We start from the raw sequence: 22,975 nt of genomic DNA on the forward strand, positions 1-22,975 counted from the left end.
TGATCAATCAGGCAATGGATTCCCGTGTTACAGCATTGCAGGAATCCGTAGTATTGAAAGAACAGTTAAATGCATTTAAAGAAAAACTGGAAGCGGAGACACTTACAGCAGCTGATGTGGACGCAATGATTGAAGAATTTGAACTGCTCAAAGAAGCTGCCAAAACATATCGTGCCAGCGGAAATGAAGCGATCAAAGGGCAGATTGTATACTGGCTGGACTGCTGGGACGACACAACAGAAGCGGCAATTGCATATTTAAACGGTGTGAAGAGTGATCTGGAAGGTGATGTGTCAGCTGTGATCAATTACAATACAGCCGGAAAGACAGCATTTGACCGATCAAAAACACATGACTTTTTATATGTAGATCATCAGGAATATGCAGAGGTTGGTGTACAACACATCGTTCCGTTTATCAATACATTGGCGGAATATGTATCTGCAAAGGCGGAGACCGCAATCAACCCGGATAAAGTGATTCAGAAGTTTATCACAAGCAGAAAAGATACACCGGAAGGAGCGAAAGAGAATCTCTTTGACGGCGATGAATCCACAAAAGTGATTTACAAAAATCCGAACTCACTTTCAAAAGACGATTATATCGGTGTGGAATACAACAAAATGATTGATGTGGACAGCATTCGTTTTGTGCTTGGAGCAGGAAAAGATCATTTTGAGCATGCAAAACTGCAGTACATGGCAGAAGATGGAACTTGGACAGACTTGACTTTGGAAGGAATGGATAACAACTTTACCGGAGAACAGGGAAAAGTTCAGGATATCAGTGTGGAGGAAGAAAATCTTCCGAAAGATCTGAAGGCGAAAGGAATCAGATTGATTGTGACAGAGGCGAACAAAAATGACTGCTGGCTTGAGATTCGTGAAATTCAGATCAACAATCAAAAAGAAGCTCCAACAGAGACAGAGCGTTATACCGGAACCGTGACATTCAGTGGAATTTCCACACAGGGAGCTGACCATACAGATGCAAAAATGTTTGATGGTGATCTTTCCACAGAAGCATGGCTTGCAAAAGGACCATATGAAGGAACAGATAAGGAAACGATTGCCAATGGTGCTTATATTCAGGTTACTTTGCCGGAAGCAAAACAGATTGGAAGCGTGAGATTGACACAGGGACAATCAGCGGCGAATGATGTGTTCAAGAAAGCGGAAGTACAGTACAGCGTAAACGGGCAGAACAATTGGAAAAAAGCAGGAGAACTGACAAACGCAAAAGATCAGACGGTGAACTTTACAACAAGCGAGAAGATCAAAGCAATCCGAATTGTAAACAAAGAGCAGACAGCAGGGTGGGTGCGTGTTGGTGAATTAGATATCCGTGCGCCAAAGAATGCGACAACTCCGATTACATATAAGGTGATGAAGACAGACCGCTGGACAGTATCTCAGGGAAAAGAATCCAGCCTTTATGATGGAGATGACAATACATATGTTTGGTACGATCCAGATGGAAGTGGTAATTCAACGACAGATGATGTGATGAAAGATGACTTCCTCGGGTATGACCTTGGAATAGAGGCGGTATTAGACAAAGCGCACATCGTAGTTGGATATGACGGGGGAGATAAGATTGTAAAATATGCAGTTGAGACATCTGTAGATAATAAAAATTGGACTCCGGTAAAAGGATATGAAGCATACACCGGGAAAGCAGAAGGAAAAGATGTGCTGGATATTAATTTGAATGGTGTGACAGCCCGTTATATCCGTATTCGCAATTTAGAGCAAAAAGGTTCTTGGGCAAAATTCTCTGAGTTTACAGTGACACAGAAGATGTCTCAGGCAGGAACCACAGAGAATGTCTATACAAATGTAAAAAATCATGGAATGGCTGGTCAGATGGAAGAAGGTGTCTCTTCACTGATTCCAGGAACAATCAGTTTAGAAAAAGGACAGTACATCGGTGTAGATTTAAAGAATGTCAAAGCGATTGAGAAGATTGCTGTCAATGCAGGACAGAATGCAAATATTAAACTGCAAAGTTCTATGAACGGTGTGAGTTGGACAGATGTAGATGCGAAAGTTTTGGAAGATGCAAGATATGTAAGACTTTACAATGCCGGAAATGACACACAAAAAGTTACGATCAGTAAATTTGATGTGACATATGCATTTATCGGGGAAAAGGCAGTAGAGAGTGATTTCGCGCAGAATAGTTCCGCAGAGGATTTAAGAGCAACCGGAAAAGTCAATAACTTATTTGATGGAAATCTTGCCACATCCGGAAAAATCACAGGAACACAGGATGCAGGTAAAAAGATTGTGTTTGATCTTGGGCAGACAGTAGATTTCAAATCTTTCAGATACTATATGAAAGAGACAAGCGTGGACTTTTTAAGACATGCAAAATTTGAAGTGGCAGACAGAAAAGATGCCCCGGATAACGAGTGGACAAAGATTCTGGAAGTCGGAAATGCAGGAGCAGTGAACTTGCCAAGCTCAACTACAGCAAAAGACGTTGATTACCTGAAACATGATACAACAAACCCTGGAAACATGTATGCGGAGGCAGCAGGACTTAGCGCATCCGGACGTTATTTAAGAATCGTGCCATTGACAACATACACAGAAAGATGGGTTGAATTGTATGAGTTGCAGATCAATGGCGGCGCATATATGACAACAGAATCTAACCGTGATGTAGTGTCAGAGGTGACAGAGGAAGCAGGAAAGATTCCGTCTAATATGTTTGATGGGGACTTTACAACAACGTATAAGCCGTCAGCTGAAAATGGTTCCTTTACATACCGTGTCAGCGAACCGAACCAGAGAACAATCCGTATAATCCAAAACGGAAAGGTTTCCAACGCAACTGTAAAGGCTGTGCTTTACAAGAATGGTGAGAAACAGGAAGCGGTTACAATTGGAGAATTGAATCAGACAATCAATGAATTTGCAGTGGCAAAAGACAGCCAGATTTTGGAAATCATTGTAACATGGGAAAAGGATATTCCAGAGCTTTCTATTATAAAGACAAATGAAAAAGAAAAAGCAATGGTCAATAAAGATGCGCTGAATGCGGCGATCAAAAAACCAATCGCAGATAATTGGACTGCAGACAGCAAACAGGCAGTTAAAGATGCAAAAGCGGTTGCAGAAGAAATCGCAGCAAATGAATATGTGACACAGGAAGTAGTAGACATGGCAGAGAAAGCACTTCTTTCTGCACACAAAGATGCCGTTGCCAAAGGTGATGTGACTGCATTAGAGAATGCGCTGAAAAATCAGAAAGCAGGAAAAGAAAATGTGGGAACAGAAGAACAGCCTGTTTATGTAGAGATTTATTCAGCAAGAACCTATGCAGCCTATGAAACGGTGATAGCTCAAATTGAAGAGGGATTAAAAGACAAAGAAAATATCTCTGAGAGAGAAGTAGCAGATTTGCTTGCAAAACTCCAAGAGGTAGAAAACGCATTACAGTACTCACTTGTCCAGAGAGAACTTGCAGAATCGGAACTCCAGAATGCGCCGGTATATGACGAGACGAACTACACAAAGGAATCTTACAAGTCATACACAACTGCAAAAACAGCATTGGATGCAATTGTGAAAGCCGGTAAAGCAGAACGCAAGAATCCAAAAGAAATTTATGAGGCACGCAATGTATTTGAACAGGCAAAACAGGGGCTTGTAAACACAGAGGCGCTGAATGCAAAACTTGCAGAGATTGCGAAGAAAGATGAAACACTCTACACAGAAGACAGCTGGGCAGCACTTCAGGATGTTGTGAAGACAGCGCAAGGATATCTGAACAACGGAACGAAAGATCAGGTGGCAGATATCATTAAAGCGTTAGATAAAGCGGTGGAGAGTTTAGTGCTCGCAGAAGGCAGTGAGAGCAATGTCCAAAAAGTGATCGACGAACTCAGGAAACTGAACAAAGATGATTATACAAGTGCAAGCTATGACATTCTTTCTCAGGCGATTGCAAAAGCTGAAAAAGATATGTCCAAAGGAGATGCAGAGCTTGACAAAGCCAATATCGCGGCGATGCGTGAAGCGGAAAAAGCTCTTGTAAGTATTGTGGATCTGAAAGCTGCTATTGCAGAGTCAGAAAAATACAACGCAGAGAATTATACAGCAGACAGTTATAAAGTATTACAGGATGCTGTTGCGGCAGCGGAAGCGCTGAAAACAGACGGGACAAAAGAATCTGTTGCGAAAGGAGCAGAAGCGATTCGTGCAGCAATAAAAGGTTTGGAAAAACTTGCTTCAGGCATGGATGAGTATCGTGATTCTATCGTCCTGAAGACACCGGCAGAGGACTATACGGATGCAAGCTATGCAGCGTATAAAGCAGCATACGACACATTGATGGAGCTGGATGCTAAGACAACAACAGAGGAAGAGTTCAAAAACGCAAAAGCAGCATTTGAAAATGCAGAGGCGAAACTGGTTGTGCAGCTTGCAGATTACACGAAAGTGAATGAAGCGAAAGCAAAGATTCCGGCAGACTTAAGTGTCTATACAGATGACAGTGTGAAAGATTTGAAAGATGTGCTTGCAGGCATAGATGAGAATCTGCCAAGATCAAAGCAAAAAGAGGTAGATGCCTATGCAGATGCAATTGAAGCAGCAATCGGTAACCTTGTTCTGAAACAGCAAAACGGTGGCGGAATAGCAGGAACACCGGACAACGGAACATCCGGTACGTCAAATGGTGGTTCTTCGAACGGAGCGGTAGCAACAGGAGACAGTGTAAATGTTTCTGTTATGGCAGCATTTCTACTTTCACTTTTGGCAATTGTTGTCCTTATGAGACGGAAAATGTTCTTGAATCTTTGGGGAAAAGATGATACATTATAGAAAGATAAAGTTCAGAAGAAAAGAGAAAGAACATGACAAGTTATATTTGGAGTGAGTATAAAAATTTCAAATTGACAGATAGTAGGAAAAGCAGGTGAATACCTGCTTTTCTTTTTCTCTTTAACAAATTAAATGGATAAAAGGATAAGGGGGATTCAGATGAAAACAGAGTGGAAAAAGGAGTTGAAGAATGTTTTTGACTGGAAAAAACTATTTTGGGTAATATTTGGGAATACGGCGTATTGTTTTGGAATTGTTGCATTTGTACTGCCGATGGGACTGATTACCGGAGGAACGACAGGACTTGGTTTGATCGCAAACCATTTTGCGGGAATTCCGGTGGAGGTCTTTGCGGCAGTGTTTAATGTTGTGATGTTTTTACTGGCAATATGGCTGCTCGGTATTTCGTTTGCGCTGACAACACTGATCAGTACGTTCTATTTTCCGTTTATACTGGGAGTGCTTCAAAGAGTAGATGCGCTTCAGGGACTGACGACAGATCCTCTGCTCAGTACGATATTTGCGGGGCTTTTGATTGGAGTCGGAATCGGAGTTGTCATCAAAGCGGGAGCTTCCACGGGTGGTGTCGATATTCCGCCATTGATCTTAAATAAGAAATTGGGGATTCCGGTTTCTGTGGGATTGTATGCGTTTGACTTTATGATCTTGATCGGGCAGATGGTATTTCGTGATCGAGAGAAGATTTTATATGGTATTCTTCTTGTGATGATTTACACAACGGTTATGGATAAAGTGCTTGTAAATGGAAAGAGCCAGATGCAGGTGAAGATTATCAGCGATCATTATGAAGAGATCAATACAGCGATTCAGCAAAAGCTTGACCGCGGTTCTACATTCCTCAAAACAGAATCCGGATATTTGCGGAAAGAGTCTATGGCGCTATTGACGGTAGTGTCCAACCGTGAGATGCCAAAGCTCAATCAACTTGTGTTGGAAATTGACCCGAAAGCCTTCATGATCATCAATCAGGTAAATGAAGTGATGGGCAGGGGATTTACACTTCATAAACATAATATTTAGTAACAGTTCACACATCAGTCAATAGTAAATGAGTTCATGCTTGCATGAGGACTCATTTGCTGTAGACTGATGAAGGGAACGCCTGTTTATGAGCAAAAATAGCTGCTTGCAGCGGAAAAGCACTGAAAGTGCGTTTTGCGAATGGCGTGGAGTGAACTGTAACTAAATAGTAACGCTATAGTAAAAAAATTAAAAAATGAAAAAATTTGAAAAAAGTGTTGACTTTTTAGCTTACCTTTGATAATATATCACTTGTGTTAAGGAACAGCTAAAAAGGATACAGAAGCCCAGATAGCTCAGTCGGTAGAGCAGAGGACTGAAAATCCTCGTGTCGCTGGTTCGATTCCGGCTCTGGGCATACTTTTAAAAGTTGCTTAAGCTTAATAATATAATACGTAACATGCGGGTGTAGTTCAATGGTAGAACACTAGCCTTCCAAGCTAGATACGTGGGTTCGATTCCCATCACCCGCTTTTTTGCTATCCATTTATATGGAAAATGAGACGAATTGCAGTGAGTTTTGTGAAGTCGAAGGAACTCGAAGGAGTGCATATGAAAATTTTTTTGCCTGAGAAAGTAAATTTTATTATCAACAAATTGAAGGAGAACGGCTACGAGGCGTATGCGGTTGGTGGCTGTGTGAGAGATTCTGTTTTGGGACGAGTGCCTGATGACTGGGATATTACGACGTCGGCGACCCCGAATGAGACGAAAGCACTGTTTAGGAGAACATTTGATACAGGGATTGAGCACGGGACAATTACGGTGCTGGTCGACAAAGAGGCGTTCGAGGTGACAACATACCGTGTGGATGGAGAATATGAGGACAGCAGACATCCGAGGGAGGTTGTGTTTACACGAAGTCTGAAGGAAGACCTTTTAAGAAGAGACTTTACGATCAATGCGATGGCATATAATGAAGAGGAAGGTCTGGTGGATATTTTCGGCGGAATCGAAGATCTGGAGCGAAAGGTGATCCGTTGTGTGGGCGATGCGAGGGAGCGCTTTGGGGAAGATGCACTTCGGATTTTGCGCGCAGTGCGATTTGCGGCACAGCTTGGATTCCGGATTGAAGAGGAGACGATGGAAGGGATTCGAAAACTTGCACCGACGCTTGCAAATATCAGTGCAGAGCGGATTCAGGTGGAATTAGTCAAGATGCTTGTATCGCCGAATCCGGGTTTGCTGGCGCTTTCATATGAGCTTGGAATTACAAAAGTGATTCTTCCGGAATTTGATGAGATGATGCGGACAGGTCAGGAGACGCCGCATCATATGTATTCAGTAGGAATGCACACGTTGAAGGCGGTCGAACAGGTCAGAGCTGATAAGGTCTTGAGACTTACGATGCTGCTTCACGATGTTGCAAAACCGCAGATGAAGACGGTGGACGCAGACGGTGTTGCACATTTTAAGATGCATGATGTAAAAGGAGCGGAAGTTGCAAAAAAAATTTTGAAGAGACTGAAGTTTGATAATGATACACTTGGAAAAGTGACAAAACTTGTGCAGTATCATGATTATCGCATGCCCGCACAGCCGAAGAACGTCAGAAGAGCCATGAATAAGATCGGTGAAGAATTATTTCCGTGTTATCTGGAGGTCAGAAAAGCGGATACAATGGCACAAAGTGAATATATGCGCGAGGAGAAGCTTTCAAATATTGCAGGAATCGAGCGATGCTACAAAGAGATTCTGAAGAAAAAAGAGTGTGTTTCTCTGAAGATGTTAGCAGTTACGGGGAGCGATCTGATTGCGGATGGTATGCAGCCTGGAAAACAGATTGGCGCCGTCTTGCAGGCGTTGTTGGAGCTTGTGATTGAGCAGCCGGAATACAATACAAAGGAGATTTTATTGGAGCAAAGCAGGAAGCTGCGCGAGGAAACTCTTTTGTAGAAATGCACATACTTACAAGATGTCCGTCATACATTTAGAGAGAATAGGAAATAATGAATGTAGGGGGCAACGATGAAAGAGAATGAAGTAAGTGTGTTGGATCAATATGATATAGATATAAAAAGCACCCGCAGAATCAGGGGTGCTATTTTATGTACTACGAATCAGGGACTCTTTGTGCTCAGGGAGCTTATGATTTCGGAAAAAAGAATTCCGATGTTGCACAAATTATATGCACACATGATGGAAAATGGATGTGACAGGGTAGATGAGGTCATAGAAAATAAAGAGCATGAATTATTCAGCACATCAGAAGATGGGATTAAGTATGTGGTCAAACGTTGGTATGACGGAAAAGAATGCGATATCCGAAAAGAGCAGGAAATTGTGGGGGCGACAAAAAATCTTGCAAAACTGCATAAAGTTTTGCGAGAACCCATTGATTTCGGTGAGGAATCGGAGACCTTTGTTATGGAAGGTGAGGATTTGCGAAAGGAGTACTGCAGACATAACCGTGAGATGAAAAAGGTGCGGGCGTTTATCCGCGGGAAAGTGGGAAAAGGTGAGTTCGAACTGGCGTTTTTAAAACATTTTGATGCGATGTATGATTGGGCGCAGAGTGCGAGCGCCAGATTGGAAAATTCTGAATATGAGTTGCTGGTACAGCAAAGCAAAGAGAAAACAACGATCACGCATGGTGAATACAATTATCACAATGTTCTGATGATGCAGGATGGAATTGCAACAACAAATTTTGAGCATTTCCATCAGGATGTGCAGTTGGCAGATCTGTACTATTTCATCAGAAAGACAATGGAAAAGAATCGGTGGAATATTTTGCTTGGAGATAAAATAATCGATGCCTATAGTCAGATTATGTCACTTGGAAAGCATGAACTAGAGTATCTTGCGATTAGTTTATCTTATCCAGAGAAATTTTGGAAGGCTGCAAATTCCTATTATCGTTCCAGTAAAGCGTGGATTCCTACAAAGAGTGTTGAAAAATTAGAGATGGCAATTCGTCAGATGGATGAAAAGAAACATTTTTTAGAGACGATATTTTCTTTTCATTTATAAAATGCTGGTGTATAATAGTAGCGATAAAGCGAAGGAGGAACAAATGGTATGAATTATCAGGAACAATATCAAGAGTGGCTCACAAATCCATATTTTGATGAAGAGACGAAACAGGAATTAAAAGCAATTGCAGATAATGAGAATGAGATAAAAGAAAGATTTTATAAAGACTTAGAGTTTGGAACAGCGGGGTTGCGCGGCGTGATCGGTGCAGGAACAAACCGTTTGAATATCTATACAGTGAGAAAAGCAACACAGGGACTTGCAAATTATATTTTGCAAAAAGGACTTCAGGAAAAAGGCGTGGCAATCGCATATGATTCAAGAAGAATGTCGCCAGAGTTTGCAGATGAGGCAGCTTTGTGTCTGAATGCAAATGGAATCAAAGCGTATGTATTTGAATCACTCCGCCCGACACCGGAACTTTCCTATGCGGTAAGAAAGTTGAATTGTGTTGCGGGAATCAATATTACAGCAAGTCACAACCCGCCGGAATATAACGGATATAAAGTATATTGGGAAGATGGGGCTCAGATCACGCCTCCTCATGATAAAGGAATCATGGATGAAGTGAAAAAAGTGACTGATTTCAATACTGTGAAGACGATGACAATGGAGGCGGCTAAGGCAGCAGGACTTTATGTGGTGATCGGCGGTGAGATTGATGACGCTTATATGGAAGAATTGAAAAAGCAGGTAATCCATTGGGACGCGATCAAAGAGATGGGGAAAGAATTAAAGATTGTTTACAGTCCCCTTCATGGAACAGGCAATATCCCGGCAAGACGTATTTTAAAAGAGCTTGGATTTGAAAATGTATATGTTGTAAAAGAGCAGGAATTACCAGATGGAGAATTTCCTACAGTCTCTTACCCGAACCCAGAGGCTGAGGAAGCATTTGAGTTGGGATTAAAACTGGCAAAAGAAGTAGATGCGGATCTTGTTCTGGCGACAGACCCGGATGCAGACCGTCTCGGTGTATATGTGAAAGACAGTAAATCCGGAGAATATAAAGTTCTGACAGGGAATATGTCAGGATGTCTGCTTGCGGATTATGAGATTGGACAACGAAAAGCGACCGTGGGACTGCCGGAAGACGGTTATCTGATCAAGACAATCGTGACATCAAATATGGCAGATGCGATTGCAAAAGGATATGGTACAGGATTGATCGAAGTTCTGACAGGATTTAAGTTTATCGGACAGCAGATTCTCGGTTTTGAGCAGAGTAAAAAAGGCACATATTTATTCGGATTTGAGGAAAGCTATGGTTGTCTGATTGGAACCCATGCAAGAGATAAAGATGCAATTGTTGCGACGATGGCACTGTGTGAGGCAGCTGCATACTATAAGACAAAAGGTATGACACTTTGGGATGCCATGGTTGATATGTATGAGAGATTTGGATATTACAAGGATGATATTCAGGCCATTACATTAAAAGGAATTGAAGGCTTGGCAAAGATTCAGGAAATCCTTGAGACACTGCGCAAAGAGCCTCCTACAAAAATCGGTGCATATGAAGTGTTGAAAGCAAGAGATTATCAGGCTGATACAATCAAGGATCTTGTGACAGGTGAGATGACAGGAACGGGACTTCCAAACTCCAATGTCTTATATTATGACCTGACAGATGACGCATGGTTATGTGTGCGCCCATCGGGAACAGAGCCAAAAGTAAAATTCTATTATGGTGTAAAAGGCACTTCTTTAGAGGATGCAGATGCCAAATCAGAAGCGCTTGGAAAAGAAGTTCTGGCGATGATTGATAAAATGCTATAAAAGGGTGTGAAAAGTGCCTAAAAACCCCGAAAAAACAAGGAAAAGTGGGCAAATACACTTGACAAAAGACGAGTGAAAAGGTATAACAGTATTTAAAGGCATATTCATACAGAAAAAGCGTGTGAAACATGCAAAGAAACCGATAGAATTTATTGACAAATACATTCTATGTTTGAAATAAGAGGAGGAACATAATCCATGAACAAAACAGAATTTATTGCAGCAATCGCTGAGAAAGCAGAATTGTCAAAGAAAGATGCAGAAAAGGCTTTAAAAGCTTTCACGGACGTAGTGGAAGAAGAATTGAAGAAAGGTGAAAAAATTCAGTTAGTTGGATTTGGAACATTTGAAGTAAGCGAAAGAGCAGCAAGAGAAGGAAGAAATCCTCAGACAGGTGCGACAATGAAGATTGAGGCTTGCAAAGTTCCAAAATTCAAACCTGGAAAAGCTTTAAAAGATGCTGTAAATGCATAATAAATGTTCATGAAAAAGAATGTGCTTGGCACATTCTTTTTTCTATAACTGTTAAATAACAGTTATAGAAAAAAGAAAAATAAAGGTGGAGAAGAAAAGATGAGATTGGACAAATTTTTAAAAGTATCAAGATTGATCAAAAGAAGAACAGTGGCGAATGAGGCGTGTGATGCGGGGAGAGTGCTTGTGAATGGAAATGTAGCCAAAGCATCCGTCAAAGTAAAGCCGGGAGATGTTATTGAGATTCAATTTGGAACAAAGAATGTAAAAGTGGAAGTGTTGGACATTCAGGATACGACAAAGAAAGAAGAAGCAAAAGATTTGTTTAAATATTTATAAAAACAGTCATAATATAGCATAGCCGTTCATATAATTAGGATATATCAAAGTTTGATATTACTTCCGGTAAGTATACCGGCAGCAGTCTGAAATATGGAGAAAGGTTGTGAAATCTTGGAAGAAAAACAAGTCCAAAAACCTCATAAGCTGGTGGTGAATAATAGAAAGACAAGTATGGTCACAGGAGTGCTTGATGTGCTGTCGTTTGATTTGAATGAGATATTATTGGAGACAGATCAGGGCATGCTTATGGTAAAAGGAAAAGATTTACACGTGAACCGTCTGAGTGTGGAAAAAGGGGAAGTGGATCTGTCAGGTCACATCGACAGTATTACATATTCAGATGTTCAGCAAAATGCCGGACAGGGTGAGAATTTTTTAGCAAAATTATTTAAGTAGGTGAGCTATGCTTGGAATCGGTGATGAAATGTCTATTTTTTTGCAGGCGATGCTAGCCGGAAATATTGTCATTTTGGTATATACGTGCATCCGTATTTTTAGAAGACTTATAAGACATAGTCTGTTTTTTATTTCTTTAGAAGATTTTTTCTTTTGGATTTGGGTCGGAGCATATTTGTTTAAGAAGATTTATAACACTAGTGATGGTAGTATTCGCTGGTTTTTTACCATAGGTGTTGTGATTGGAGGGATTTTCACTTTTTTTGTACTGCATGTTCTGTCTGAAATTAGAAGAAAATGGAGAATAAGGATTCGTGAAAAAGACGAAAAATCTATTGATAAATCAATTGAAACAAGGTAATATAACTATATTGGGACGAAAAATAGGTTTATAAGGGTGTAAAATAATGGGAAGTATCAAAGAGAAAAATCGCAACAAACGTCAGCGGATGAGGATGCGCCGTCACAAGGCGAGTATTCTTTCGATATGCGGTGTGATTCTGTTGCTGACAATTATACTATCTGTGGGAAGTATATCGCTTTTGTCAAAGAATAGACGCTATCAGCAGCAAGAAGCGGAGCTTATGGCACAATTGAAGAAGGAAAAAGCGCGCACAGAAGAGATTGAAGAATTTGAAGAGTACGCTGGAACAGATTCCTACATAGAAGATGTTGCCAAAGATAAACTGGGGCTTATATATGAGAATGAGATTTTGTTTGAGCCAGAGTCATAATAAGAAAATTTCATAATATCATACAAAAGATAGAATGTGTTTTAAACACATTCTTTTTGTGTATATAGATGTATTAGAAAGGGGTTATTTCGTGATGGAGGAGTTAAATGGTGGACGGACTGTGCAGGTGAATCCATATGTGATACAGATGGACAAGTTTGTACATTCGTTGGAAAAGCTAACAAAGGTATTTGTGCAATTGGAGAAAAAACACGATTTATTTACAAAAACAGAAATGGAAGAAATGTATGAAAAAGTACATGAGAAAGTGTGTAGTAATTGTGTGAACAAAGAAGTATGCCTTGGACAAGAGGCGTTTTTAACTTATCAGATGGTGCATGAAATTTTTTGTACGATAGAAGAGTATGGTGTGGAATTGAATACAGAGGTAAAGCGAAAGATACAGAAAAGGTGCATGCAGGCACCTCGTTTTTTGCGAACAGCATTAGAAGTATTCAAAGGTGCGCGACAGAATTTGATGTGGAATAATAAGATGGCTCAGAATCGGGAAGGGTGTGCCGTACAGTTAGATGCGTTTGCGCAGATGATTCAGCACGCAACGAGAGAGTTGGATGCCAGCATTTTTGCGGACGAGCATTTGGAGAAAAAAATACGGGGGAGATTTTCAAAAATCGGGGTAAGGCTTTTAAGTACGGTGTTTTTCGTGACGGAAGATGGAAAATATGAAGTTCATGTGACTGCGAAATGCGTCAAAGGGCAATGTGTATCTACGAAAGAGCTTGTGCAGATTATATCAGAATGTGTCGGAAGAAAGATGGTGGCAGACCGTGATGAAAGGCAAGTGCTGGGAGAGACATATTGCACGATTACGTGTGTGGAGGGTCCGCGTTTTCACACGCTGCAGGGAATTGCGAAAATCGGAAAGGGATGTCATAAAATATCGGGAGATAGCTTTTCAATGATGGAGATGCCGGGAGGCAGAAAGGGGCTCATACTTTCGGATGGAATGGGTGCGGGGGAGGATGCATTCAAAGAAAGTGCTATGGTTGTGGAAATGCTTGAAGAACTTTTGGCGGCTGGATTTCCAAAAGAAACTGCCATTCAAATGCTGAATACGGCATTGGTCATGGGGCGTGAAGAAGTGCGTTTTTCCACAATTGATATGAGTGTATTTGACCTGTATAGTGGAAAGTGTGAATTTGTGAAGGCAGGAGCGTCAACTACATTTGTAAAATTTTCCGGAAAGGTAGAGACAATCAAATCTACAAGCCTTCCGATAGGAGTTTTGCCGAAATTGGAAGTGGATCGTGTTGTGCGAAGCTTGTGCGATGGAGATTTTGTTGTGATGGTGACAGATGGGGTACTTGATGCGCTTCCGGTCGGAGAGCAGGAAGTAATCATGAAAATGATCATTGATGGGACGAGTATAACCAACCCAAAAGAGATGGCGCATCACATTTTAGAGCAGGTTCTGGAGTGTTCCGGAGAGATACCCTTAGACGATATGACGGTTATGGTTGTGGGCATGTGGAGTCTTGAAAAATAAAAAGGAATACGATAAAATTAGTCTGAGTGAATAATTACAAAGGAAAATGTGGATAATGTTAGAAAAAATAAGAAGGTATGTGGAAAAATGGCATATGCTCGAAAAAGGCGATAAGGTAATTGTAGGCGTATCAGGAGGTGCAGATTCTATATGCCTTCTTTTTGTATTGATACAGTTGCAAAAAGAGCTCCCTTTTGAACTTGCCTGTGTTCATGTAAACCATCAACTGCGGGAGGCAGATGCGGATGCAGATGAGACATATGTAAAAACGTTTTGTGAAAGATATCGGATTCCCTGTGAAATCTATCATGAAGACGTTGCATTAATTGCAAAAAAAAGGAAACAATCTTTGGAGGAGGCAGGGCGTGAAGTGCGCCGAAAGGCCTTTGCAAAGACATTGCGGGAATACGGTGGAACAAAGATTGCACTTGCGCACCACGAGAATGATAATGCGGAGACATTTCTCATGAATGTGGCAAGAGGAGCGGGTCTGAAAGGACTCGGTGGCATACGTCCTATCAATGGGAATGTGATTCGGCCGCTTCTTGCGGTACAGCGTAGTGAAATTGAGAAATATCTGGAAGAAGAAGGAATTACCTTTTGTGTGGACGAGACCAATAAGAGTGATGCGTATATGAGAAATCGTATCCGGAATCATATTTTGCCTTATTTTGAGGAGCAGGTGAATAAAAAGACCATTGCCCACATCAATGAGGTGATGGAGCAACTGCGGGATATCGAAGTATTTTTGGAAGAACAGACGGAAATTTCGTGGAGACAGTGCGTTGGGAAAGAGGGGGCAGGGATTGCTATCGGGCAGAGTGAATTTCAAAAGGTTCCGCAGGTGATACAGCCGTTTGTGTTGAAAAGAGTGTTGAGAGAAGTATGCAAGCAAGAGAAAGATATTGAGTCCATACATTTGCAGATGGTTCGGAATTTGTTTGAAAAGCAAGTTGGAAGGCGGGTTGATTTGCCATATGGTATGGAAGCTTTACGGACATATGAGGGAGTTGTCTGCAGAAAAAAAGCGAAATCGGTATTGCAGGGGAATGAAGAAAAAAGGCTTTGCTGCGAGGAAGGAGTAACACATCTCTATGAGTGGTGTGGATGGAAAATAAAAAGCCGTGTGTTTGCGGCAGAACGAGCGACAAAAGAGCCTTCTGAAAAAGTCTACACGAAATGGTTTGATTATGATATAATAAGGAGCGCGGTAAGTATTAGGACGCGAAGACAGGGCGATTACCTGACAATTCATAGCGAGGGAAAGACGCAGAAACTGAAGTCTTACTTTATCAATGAGAAGATTTCAGCGGAGAAAAGAGGAACCATTCCTCTGATTGCTGAGGGCAGTCATATATTGTGGATTGTTGGCTATCGTACGAGCAGTGTCTGCCGAGTAACTGAGAATACAAAAAGGATATTAGAAATACAAATAAACGAAGGAGAAGAGTCATGTCAGAAAAAATTAAAGTATTAGTATCAGAAGAAGAAGTAGATGCGAGAATTGAGGCACTTGGAAAGCAGATCAGTGAAGATTATGCGGGGAAACAGGTACACCTTATCTGTGTGTTAAAGGGGGGCGTGTTTTTTATGTGTGAACTTGCAAAAAGAATTACAGTTCCGGTATCCATGGATTTCATGAGCGTGAGCAGCTATGGAGATGGAACGACTTCAAGTGGTGTTGTAAAGATTGCAAAAGATCTGGATGAGACATTAGAAGGAAAAGATGTGATCGTCGTGGAGGATATTATTGATTCTGGAAGAACATTGTCTTATCTGCTTGAAATCTTGGCAAAGAGAGGACCGAAGAGTATGAGACTTTGCACATTGCTTGACAAGCCGGAGAGACGTGTGCGCGATGTAAAAGTAGATTATGTAGGGTTCAATATTCCGGATGAATTTGTTGTGGGATACGGACTTGACTATGCGCAAAAATATAGAAATCTGCCATACATCGGTGTTGTAGAAGGTGTGGAGTAGGAAGGAGCTAAGAATTGAATAGTAAGAAAAGCAGAGGAATGGGAGGTGCTTCAATCTTTATGGTTGTAGCGCTTGCCTTATTAGTGTATTGGTTTATTGGCCAGATGAACATGAAGCAGCGTGAGTATACGTATCAGGAATTTACGCAGGCAGTTCAGAGTGGAGATGTGGAGTCGGTCATTATCCGACAGAATAAAGAGGTGCCGACTGGACGGCTTGAGATTCAGATGAAGGATCAGAGCGAAGATGTCAAATATTTGAATGTGTCTGATGTGAATGAGATACAGGAACTGTTGAGTAAAGCAGATGTAAAGTGTACACTTGATGATGTGCCTAGAGAGTCATGGTTTATGACGACGATGTTTCCGACACTTTTGATGGTCGGAGTTGTGATTTTCTTGTTTATGATGATGAACAGACAGGGCGGCGGTGCAAATGCGAAGACTATGAACTTTGGAAAGAGCCGTGCACGCATGACGAATGGTTCAGAGAAGCAGGTGAAGTTTGCGCAGGTGGCAGGTCTTCAAGAGGAGAAAGAAGAATTGGAAGAAATCGTAGATTTCTTGAAAAGTCCGAAGAAATACATTCAGGTGGGAGCTAGAATCCCGAAGGGCGTTCTTTTGGTGGGACCTCCGGGAACAGGAAAGACATTGCTTGCAAAAGCTGTGGCAGGAGAAGCGGGTGTTCCGTTCTTCACGATTTCCGGTTCTGATTTTGTAGAGATGTTTGTCGGTGTTGGTGCCTCTCGTGTGCGTGATTTATTTGAGGACGCGAAGAAACATGCCCCATGTATTATTTTTATTGATGAGATTGATGCGGTTGCGAGACGTCGTGGTACCGGAATGGGTGGCGGACATGACGAAAGAGAGCAGACATTGAATCAGCTTCTTGTTGAAATGGATGGTTTCGGTGTAAATGAAGGAATTATTGTAATGTCAGCGACGAACCGGGTGGATATTCTGGATCCGGCAATTTTAAGACCTGGGCGTTTTGATCGAAAAGTGATGGTCGGAAGACCGGACGTGAAGGGCAGGAGAGAGATTTTGGAGGTTCATGCGAAAGGGAAACCACTCGGTGACGATGTGGATCTGGCGCAGATTGCACAGACAACTTCCGGATTTACGGGAGCAGATCTTGAGAACTTGTTAAATGAGGCTGCGATTTTGGCGGCAAAAGAGAATCGTGTATATATCCAACAGTCTGATATCCGTCATGCGTTTGTCAAGGTCGGAATCGGATCAGAAAAGAAAAGCAAAGTGGTATCTGAAAAAGAAAAGAAAATTACGGCTTACCATGAAGCGGGGCATGCGATCTTATTCCATGTGCTTCCAGATGTGGGACCTGTCTACAGCGTATCCATCATTCCTACCGGAGTAGGTGCTGCTGGATATACGATGCCACTGCCGGAAAATGATGAGATGTTCAATACACGCGGAAAGATGCTGCAGGAGATTACCGTAGCGCTTGGCGGACGTATTGCAGAGGAACTTGTATTTGACGATATTACAACAGGAGCTTCACAGGATATCAAGCAGGCTACAGCACTTGCAAAATCTATGGTTATGAAGTTCGGTATGTCTGAGGAACTTGGACTTGTCAACTACGACAGCGACAGTGAAGAAGTATTTGTGGGAAGAGATTTTGGTCACGCCTCAAGAGGATATGGAGAAGAAGTTGCAGGAAAGATTGACCGTGAAGTGAAGAAGATTATAGATGAATGCTATGCGAATGCAAAAGGAATCATTCAAAAATATAATCATGTATTAGAGTCTTGTGCAGACCTGCTCCTTGAAAAAGAGAAGATCACGAGAGAAGAATTTAGTGCGTTGTTTGATGAAGAAATAACTGAGTCTTAGGAAAGAGGATAAGAAATATGAATGAGCAGGCACTGTTTTGTGACGGGACGGGGGCGTATGTCATCCCCCCGCAGCCCGATGCAAATGAGGTAATCACGCTGCGTTTTCGTACTGCGAAAGATGATGTAGATGCCGTTCGCCTTTTGACCAAAGACGCGAAATATGATTTGCAAAAAGCATATACAAAGGGTGAATTTGACTTCTATGAAGTGAACTGGAGAATGGGAGAGCATACATTCCGATATTGCTTTGAGATACAAAAAGGAGAGGAGATCTGTTATTACAACAGATACGGTGTCACAAACGAGATAATCGGATATTACGCATTTGCCATTGCTCCTAGGTTTGCAACGCCGGATTGGGCAAAAGGCGCAGTAATGTATCAGATTTTTGTGGATCGTTTTTATAATGGAGATAGAAATAATGATGTAGAGTCCGGCGAGTATATGTATATTGGAGAGCCGTGTACAAAGGTAGATGACTGGGATAAATATCCGGCGCTGATGGGAGTTCGGGAATTTTATGGCGGTGATCTTAAGGGAGTGCTGGAAAAGCTGGACTATCTGCAAGAATTGGGGATCGAAGTAATTTATTTCAATCCCCTGTTTGTTTCTCCGTCGAATCACAAATATGACATTCAGGATTATGATTATATCGATCCGCATTTTGGTGTGATCGTGAATGACGGCGGTGCTGTGCTGACAGCAGACCAAAGAGAAAACCGGTATGCTGAAAAATACAAATGCCGCGTGACGGATAAAGATAATTTAGAAGCGAGTAATCGACTGTTTATCCGTCTCGTGGAGGAGATGCATCGCCGCGGAATGAAGGTGATTTTGGACGGTGTGTTTAACCACTGTGGCTCCTTTAATAAGTGGCTCGACCGTGAGCGGATTTATGAAGGAGCAGATGGCTATGAGCCAGGAGCATATATATCTGAGGAAAGTCCATATCGGAAGTTCTTCCAGTTCTTTGGAGAAGAATGGCCTTACAATGGAAATTATGACGGCTGGTGGGGGCATGATACACTGCCGAAATTGAATTATGAGGAATCTGTTAAACTGGAAAATTATATTCTTTCTATTGGGAAAAAATGGGTGTCACCTCCATATAATATTGACGGCTGGAGACTTGATGTTGCAGCAGATTTGGGACATAGCAATGAATACAATCATGAATTTTGGAAAAAGTTCAGAGAGACCGTAAAATCGGCAAATCCGGATGCGATTATTTTGGCGGAGCATTATGGTGATCCGAGTGAATGGCTTCAGGGAGACGAGTGGGATACCGTGATGAACTATGATGCGTTTATGGAGCCGGTCACGTGGTTCCTGACTGGAATGGAAAAGCATAGTGATGAAGATCGTGTGGAGCTTCGCGGCAATGCCGATTATTTTATTCAGGCGATGAAATATCATATGGCAAACATGCTCACTCCATCTTTGTATGTGGCGATGAACGAATTGTCTAACCACGATCATTCCCGTTTCCTGACGCGTACCAATCATATGGTTGGAAGAGTTGACAAGCTGGGATATGAGTCAGCAAGCGAATATACAAATGAGGCGGTTATGCGTGAGGCGGTCATTATGCAGATGACATGGGTTGGCGCTCCGACGGTTTACTACGGAGATGAGGCAGGTGTGTGTGGTTTTACCGATCCGGATAATCGGAGAACTTATCCATGGGGGCATGAAAATCATGAACTGATCGCATTTCACAAAGATATTATACGGATTCACAAAGAGAGTGAAGCGCTTCGTTATGGTTCGCTGGAGATTCTGCTCGGAGAAGAAAATCTTTTGGCGTATGGGCGTTTTACAGAAGCAGAAAAGGTAATCATCATTATCCACAATCGAAGTGAATTAAGTGAAGTGACTGTGCCGGTATGGAGAGCAGAAATTCCGATGAAATGTAAAATGCAGAGTAATATATACAGCTATGAACATGGATATAAGATGGACAGTGAGCAGTATCTTGTGGAAGATGGAGAGGTCGTTCTGAACATGGGAAAATATTCGGCAGTGGTTATGACTTATAAATCTTAAAAAAGTATTGCGTTTCTAAAAAAAATGTGATATAAGTATATATTGTCAGACTTAGGAAAGACTGACATATATGGATGGATTCCCGAGTGGCCAAAGGGGGCAGACTGTAAATCTGTTGGCAACGCCTTCGAAGGTTCGAATCCTTCTCCATCCATTAGGTGTTGAAGCAGATTCGAAGTAAACTGTTTGCTAAAACCAAAACGGTTCGAATCCTTCTCCATCCATACTTTTCTTTTGCCGCAGTGGCGGAACAGGCAGACGCACAGGACTTAAAATCCTGCGGGACTTATACTCCCGTACCGGTTCGATTCCGGTCTGCGGCATTAAAGGAATGAGAGTGAAGGTCTTAAAAGAATAAGGTTTTCACTCTTTTTTTATGGATTTGACATACCCGAAAGAAATAAAGATAAGGAGCGTGCAAAATGAAAGATATGAAAATTACAGATTCTATTTTATATGTTGGTGCAGATGATAAAGATTTAGATTTGTTTGAGAGTCAGTATGTGATTCCGAATGGAGTATCGTATAACTCTTATGTGATTTTGGATGAAAAGGTTGCTTTGATGGACACCGTAGATCAAAGAGCAACAAGAGAGTGGCTGGAAAATCTTGACCGTGTGTTAGTTGGAAGGACGATTGATTATCTTGTAGTGTCTCATATGGAGCCAGATCATGCGGCAAATGTAAAGACATTGATTGACAAATTTCCGAATATGCAGATTGTAGGGAATGCAAAGACTTTCACGATCATGTCCCAGTTTTTTAATGTGGATCTTACAGATAAATCTGTTGTCGTAAAAGAAGGCGACATTTTGAGCCTGGGTACGCACACATTGCAGTTTATTATGGCACCGATGGTACACTGGCCAGAAGTTATGGTGACGTATGAGCAGTCGCAAAAAGTGTTGTTCTCAGCAGATGGATTTGGTAAATTCGGAGCACTTGATGTAGAAGATGCATGGGAAGGTGAAGCGAGAAGGTATTATTTCAATATTGTAGGGAAATATGGAGCACAGGTACAGGCGCTCCTGAAAAAAGCTGCGACATTAGATATTCAGATGATTTGTCCCCTTCATGGCCCGGTTCTGAATGAAAATATTGGGTATTATATTGATAAATACAACACATGGAGTAGCTATGAACCAGAAGATGAAGGGGTATTTGTGGCATATGCGTCTATTCACGGGAATACAGAAGAAGCGGCAAAAGAGTTTGGAGCGATGTTAAAGAAAAAGGGTGCAAAGAAGGTAGTGATTGCAGACCTTTCTAGAGAAGATATGGCAGAGGCTGTGGAAGATGCATTCCGTTATTCGAAACTGGTTGTTGCGGCAGCTTCTTATGACGCAGGAGTATTCCCATGTATGGAAGATTTCTTACATCATTTGAAAGCGAAAAATTACCAGAAACGTACAGTGGGAATTATTGAAAACGGAAGTTGGGCACCTTCGGCAGCGAAACAGATGAAAGTGATTTTGGAAGGAATGAAAAACATTACAATTTGTGAGCCTGTAGTGACGATCAAATCCACACTCAATGAGACAAGCAGAAAAGTGATGGAAGAATTGGCGGAAGTGTTGGTGCAATAGAGAGGAAAAACTGCAAAAGTTTGTCCGCGCAACCAAGGGAGACCGAGAGAGGGAGGAACGCTTTATGATTTTTGAGCAGATTCAAAGCCAACAAGATTTGGAAGCGTTTGAAGAGAAGATTTCATTATAAAATCTATTTCCGGCTGCACCGCATCTAATCCCCGGCAGCTTTAGCCTTTATGGCCTAAGCTGTGGGTAAAAGGAACAAGTCGGATGCTGTTTCGGACAAATATTCAGAGAAAAAAGCAGAGAAATTCTATGTTAAAAAATAAGCGCAAAAATAATTGCAAAAAAATAAAAAAACACTTGAAATTATAAAAAAATTATTATATAATATCTCTTGCGTTAAAGAAAAAATAAATTCAATAATGCGAGACGCGCCTTTAGCTCAGTTGGTAGAGCACCTGACTCTTAATCAGGGTGTCCAGGGTTCGAACCCCTGAAGGTGCAGGTAGAAATCACTGTTTTTGCGGACTTTAGAGCTGTGGGGACGGTGATTTTTTGTTTGCTTTTTTAAGGACAGAAAATCAGATAACCTCTTTTATTAACTTGTCAATGTGCGATACATCTGCTCTAGCTGCTATGATGTCCATAGCATAATGCAAATATTTTTGAGTAGTGGCAATATTTTCATGCCCCATAATACTCATTAATTGAAAAATATCAATACGACCGTATTTTTCGTATTGGTCAATACAATAATTAGTTGCAAAATTATGTCGGAGCTTATGAGAGGAAAAATCAAAAGGTAGTTGTTTTGCCACCTTACTTATCAAGTGCTTCACAGCATCGCAAGTAAGTTTTTTCCCCCTTCTACTCACAAAAGTATTTTCGGATTGATACGGACAAGAAGCAAGGTACTCTTTTAAATAATGTCGAGTAATTGAGCCGATAGGTACCATTCTTTCTTTTGCACCTTTTCCAAGTACCTTTAACATTTTGTTCTCAAACTGTATATTACTAGTTTTTAATGTGCATACTTCGTTTTGGCGCAGACCAGAATCAAGCATTAAGGCGACAATAGCGCGATTTCTTGAAGTAATCCAAGGCTTCTCAGCTTGTATTGTACAAAATATAAGAATTATTTCTTCGTCATTATAAATTCTAACCTGTTTTTTGGGTGTCTTAGGAATAACAATTGTTTTTGCATTTATTGCTAAATGATATTCACTTTCTGCCCAACGCAAAAAAATTTTAATATGCCGAATGTATGTGGCGATAGTAGCCATTGTATTTCCGCCCTCAAAGAGAGTGTAAAAGTAATCGTCTATGGTCTCTCGTTTCAAATTAAAAATAGATGTTGAAGCACCAACAGCTATGATGAAAGGTTCATTAAAGTTGGTATAACATTCAATACTTTTCTTGGCTAGTCCTCGCAACTCTCTAGAACGAATAAAATTGCTAAATGCTTGTGAAATCGTCAT

General features: G+C 41.3%; 17 protein-coding genes and 5 tRNA genes. 21 read left to right on the plus strand and 1 reads right to left on the minus strand.

The window, feature by feature from the left end; all coding sequences use genetic code 11:
• The first annotated feature begins 125 nt into the window (after positions 1-125).
• From ACTQXY_RS04870 to ACTQXY_RS04970, 21 genes are all read left to right on the plus strand, one after another.
• A complete protein-coding gene (locus ACTQXY_RS04870; protein ID WP_441658552.1) occupies positions 126-4,832 on the plus strand; it encodes a discoidin domain-containing protein in 4,707 nt (1,568 codons plus the stop codon).
• 159 nt (positions 4,833-4,991) lie between these two features.
• Positions 4,992-5,873, plus strand: a complete 882-nt coding sequence (locus ACTQXY_RS04875) for a YitT family protein (RefSeq protein ID WP_441658531.1) — start codon at positions 4,992-4,994, stop codon at positions 5,871-5,873.
• Between the two features lie 285 nt (positions 5,874-6,158).
• Positions 6,159-6,231, plus strand: a tRNA-Phe gene (locus ACTQXY_RS04880).
• Between the two features lie 44 nt (positions 6,232-6,275).
• Positions 6,276-6,346 (plus strand) — tRNA-Gly (locus ACTQXY_RS04885).
• A gap of 79 nt (positions 6,347-6,425) precedes the next feature.
• On the plus strand, positions 6,426-7,769 hold the full coding sequence (locus ACTQXY_RS04890; protein ID WP_441658532.1) for a CCA tRNA nucleotidyltransferase: 1,344 nt from the start codon (positions 6,426-6,428) through the stop codon (positions 7,767-7,769).
• A gap of 72 nt (positions 7,770-7,841) precedes the next feature.
• Positions 7,842-8,846: a CotS family spore coat protein gene (locus ACTQXY_RS04895; RefSeq protein WP_441658533.1), complete on the plus strand. Its 1,005-nt coding sequence runs from the start codon at positions 7,842-7,844 to the stop codon at positions 8,844-8,846.
• Positions 8,847-8,894: 48 nt separating this feature from the next.
• Positions 8,895-10,628 (plus strand): phospho-sugar mutase, encoded by a 1,734-nt coding sequence (locus ACTQXY_RS04900; protein ID WP_441658534.1) that lies wholly within the window; start codon positions 8,895-8,897, stop codon positions 10,626-10,628.
• Between the two features lie 198 nt (positions 10,629-10,826).
• Entirely contained in the window at positions 10,827-11,102 is a 276-nt protein-coding gene (locus ACTQXY_RS04905) for a non-specific DNA-binding protein Hbs (protein ID WP_441658535.1), read from the plus strand.
• A gap of 99 nt (positions 11,103-11,201) precedes the next feature.
• Positions 11,202-11,441 (plus strand): RNA-binding S4 domain-containing protein, encoded by a 240-nt coding sequence (locus ACTQXY_RS04910; RefSeq protein ID WP_004613031.1) that lies wholly within the window; start codon positions 11,202-11,204, stop codon positions 11,439-11,441.
• 114 nt (positions 11,442-11,555) lie between these two features.
• Positions 11,556-11,840 (plus strand): sporulation protein YabP, encoded by a 285-nt coding sequence (yabP, locus tag ACTQXY_RS04915; protein WP_441658553.1) that lies wholly within the window; start codon positions 11,556-11,558, stop codon positions 11,838-11,840.
• A gap of 7 nt (positions 11,841-11,847) precedes the next feature.
• Complete coding sequence (yabQ, locus tag ACTQXY_RS04920; RefSeq protein ID WP_441658536.1) at positions 11,848-12,201, plus strand: spore cortex biosynthesis protein YabQ; 354 nt, start codon at positions 11,848-11,850, stop codon at positions 12,199-12,201.
• Between the two features lie 46 nt (positions 12,202-12,247).
• Positions 12,248-12,574, plus strand: a complete 327-nt coding sequence (locus tag ACTQXY_RS04925) for a septum formation initiator family protein (protein ID WP_441658537.1) — start codon at positions 12,248-12,250, stop codon at positions 12,572-12,574.
• Positions 12,575-12,668: 94 nt separating this feature from the next.
• The gene (locus tag ACTQXY_RS04930; RefSeq protein WP_441658538.1) at positions 12,669-14,081 is read left to right on the plus strand and encodes a SpoIIE family protein phosphatase; all 1,413 of its coding nucleotides are present in this window, start codon (positions 12,669-12,671) and stop codon (positions 14,079-14,081) included.
• 55 nt (positions 14,082-14,136) lie between these two features.
• Positions 14,137-15,558, plus strand: a complete 1,422-nt coding sequence (gene tilS, locus ACTQXY_RS04935; protein ID WP_441658539.1) for a tRNA lysidine(34) synthetase TilS — start codon at positions 14,137-14,139, stop codon at positions 15,556-15,558.
• Complete coding sequence (gene hpt, locus ACTQXY_RS04940; protein ID WP_441658540.1) at positions 15,534-16,061, plus strand: hypoxanthine phosphoribosyltransferase; 528 nt, start codon at positions 15,534-15,536, stop codon at positions 16,059-16,061. The genes tilS and hpt overlap by 25 nt, the downstream gene beginning before the upstream one ends.
• 38 nt (positions 16,062-16,099) lie before the next feature.
• Entirely contained in the window at positions 16,100-17,917 is a 1,818-nt protein-coding gene (gene ftsH / locus ACTQXY_RS04945) for an ATP-dependent zinc metalloprotease FtsH (RefSeq protein ID WP_441658554.1), read from the plus strand.
• A 17-nt stretch (positions 17,918-17,934) separates the two neighbouring features.
• Positions 17,935-19,965: an alpha amylase N-terminal ig-like domain-containing protein gene (locus tag ACTQXY_RS04950; RefSeq protein ID WP_441658541.1), complete on the plus strand. Its 2,031-nt coding sequence runs from the start codon at positions 17,935-17,937 to the stop codon at positions 19,963-19,965.
• Between the two features lie 72 nt (positions 19,966-20,037).
• Positions 20,038-20,119: transfer RNA gene (locus ACTQXY_RS04955), tRNA-Tyr, on the plus strand.
• Positions 20,120-20,201: 82 nt separating this feature from the next.
• Positions 20,202-20,288 (plus strand) — tRNA-Leu (locus ACTQXY_RS04960).
• A 99-nt stretch (positions 20,289-20,387) separates the two neighbouring features.
• Positions 20,388-21,551 carry an FprA family A-type flavoprotein gene (locus ACTQXY_RS04965; RefSeq protein ID WP_441658542.1) on the plus strand — a complete coding sequence of 388 codons (1,164 nt, stop codon included), beginning with the start codon at positions 20,388-20,390 and terminating at the stop codon, positions 21,549-21,551.
• 377 nt (positions 21,552-21,928) lie between these two features.
• A tRNA-Lys gene (locus ACTQXY_RS04970) sits at positions 21,929-22,001 on the plus strand.
• Positions 22,002-22,078: 77 nt separating this feature from the next.
• On the opposite strand, the gene ACTQXY_RS04975 is transcribed toward ACTQXY_RS04970, so the two are convergent.
• The gene (locus ACTQXY_RS04975) at positions 22,079-22,975 is read right to left on the minus strand and encodes a tyrosine-type recombinase/integrase (RefSeq protein ID WP_441658543.1); all 897 of its coding nucleotides are present in this window, start codon (positions 22,973-22,975) and stop codon (positions 22,079-22,081) included.

The organism is Faecalimonas sp. LCP19S3_D12, from assembly GCF_052121495.1.
In the GTDB taxonomy this organism is placed as follows: Bacteria; Bacillota; Clostridia; order Lachnospirales; family Lachnospiraceae; genus Faecalimonas.

What these genes read in the sequence shown, in the direction of transcription:
- ACTQXY_RS04870 (WP_441658552.1), top strand. Translation starts at nt 126, where the DNA reads ATGATTGAAGAATTTGAACTGCTCAAAGAAGCTGCCAAAACATATCGT.
- ACTQXY_RS04875 (WP_441658531.1), top strand. Translation starts at nt 4,992, where the DNA reads ATGAAAACAGAGTGGAAAAAGGAGTTGAAGAATGTTTTTGACTGGAAA.
- ACTQXY_RS04890 (WP_441658532.1), top strand. Translation starts at nt 6,426, where the DNA reads ATGAAAATTTTTTTGCCTGAGAAAGTAAATTTTATTATCAACAAATTG.
- ACTQXY_RS04895 (WP_441658533.1), top strand. Translation starts at nt 7,842, where the DNA reads ATGAAAGAGAATGAAGTAAGTGTGTTGGATCAATATGATATAGATATA.
- ACTQXY_RS04900 (WP_441658534.1), top strand. Translation starts at nt 8,895, where the DNA reads ATGAATTATCAGGAACAATATCAAGAGTGGCTCACAAATCCATATTTT.
- ACTQXY_RS04905 (WP_441658535.1), top strand. Translation starts at nt 10,827, where the DNA reads ATGAACAAAACAGAATTTATTGCAGCAATCGCTGAGAAAGCAGAATTG.
- ACTQXY_RS04910 (WP_004613031.1), top strand. Translation starts at nt 11,202, where the DNA reads ATGAGATTGGACAAATTTTTAAAAGTATCAAGATTGATCAAAAGAAGA.
- yabQ (WP_441658536.1), top strand. Translation starts at nt 11,848, where the DNA reads ATGCTTGGAATCGGTGATGAAATGTCTATTTTTTTGCAGGCGATGCTA.
- ACTQXY_RS04925 (WP_441658537.1), top strand. Translation starts at nt 12,248, where the DNA reads ATGGGAAGTATCAAAGAGAAAAATCGCAACAAACGTCAGCGGATGAGG.
- ACTQXY_RS04930 (WP_441658538.1), top strand. Translation starts at nt 12,669, where the DNA reads ATGGAGGAGTTAAATGGTGGACGGACTGTGCAGGTGAATCCATATGTG.
- tilS (WP_441658539.1), top strand. Translation starts at nt 14,137, where the DNA reads ATGTTAGAAAAAATAAGAAGGTATGTGGAAAAATGGCATATGCTCGAA.
- hpt (WP_441658540.1), top strand. Translation starts at nt 15,534, where the DNA reads ATGTCAGAAAAAATTAAAGTATTAGTATCAGAAGAAGAAGTAGATGCG.
- ftsH (WP_441658554.1), top strand. Translation starts at nt 16,100, where the DNA reads ATGGGAGGTGCTTCAATCTTTATGGTTGTAGCGCTTGCCTTATTAGTG.
- ACTQXY_RS04950 (WP_441658541.1), top strand. Translation starts at nt 17,935, where the DNA reads ATGAATGAGCAGGCACTGTTTTGTGACGGGACGGGGGCGTATGTCATC.
- ACTQXY_RS04965 (WP_441658542.1), top strand. Translation starts at nt 20,388, where the DNA reads ATGAAAGATATGAAAATTACAGATTCTATTTTATATGTTGGTGCAGAT.
- ACTQXY_RS04975 (WP_441658543.1), bottom strand. Translation starts at nt 22,975, where the DNA reads ATGACGATTTCACAAGCATTTAGCAATTTTATTCGTTCTAGAGAGTTG.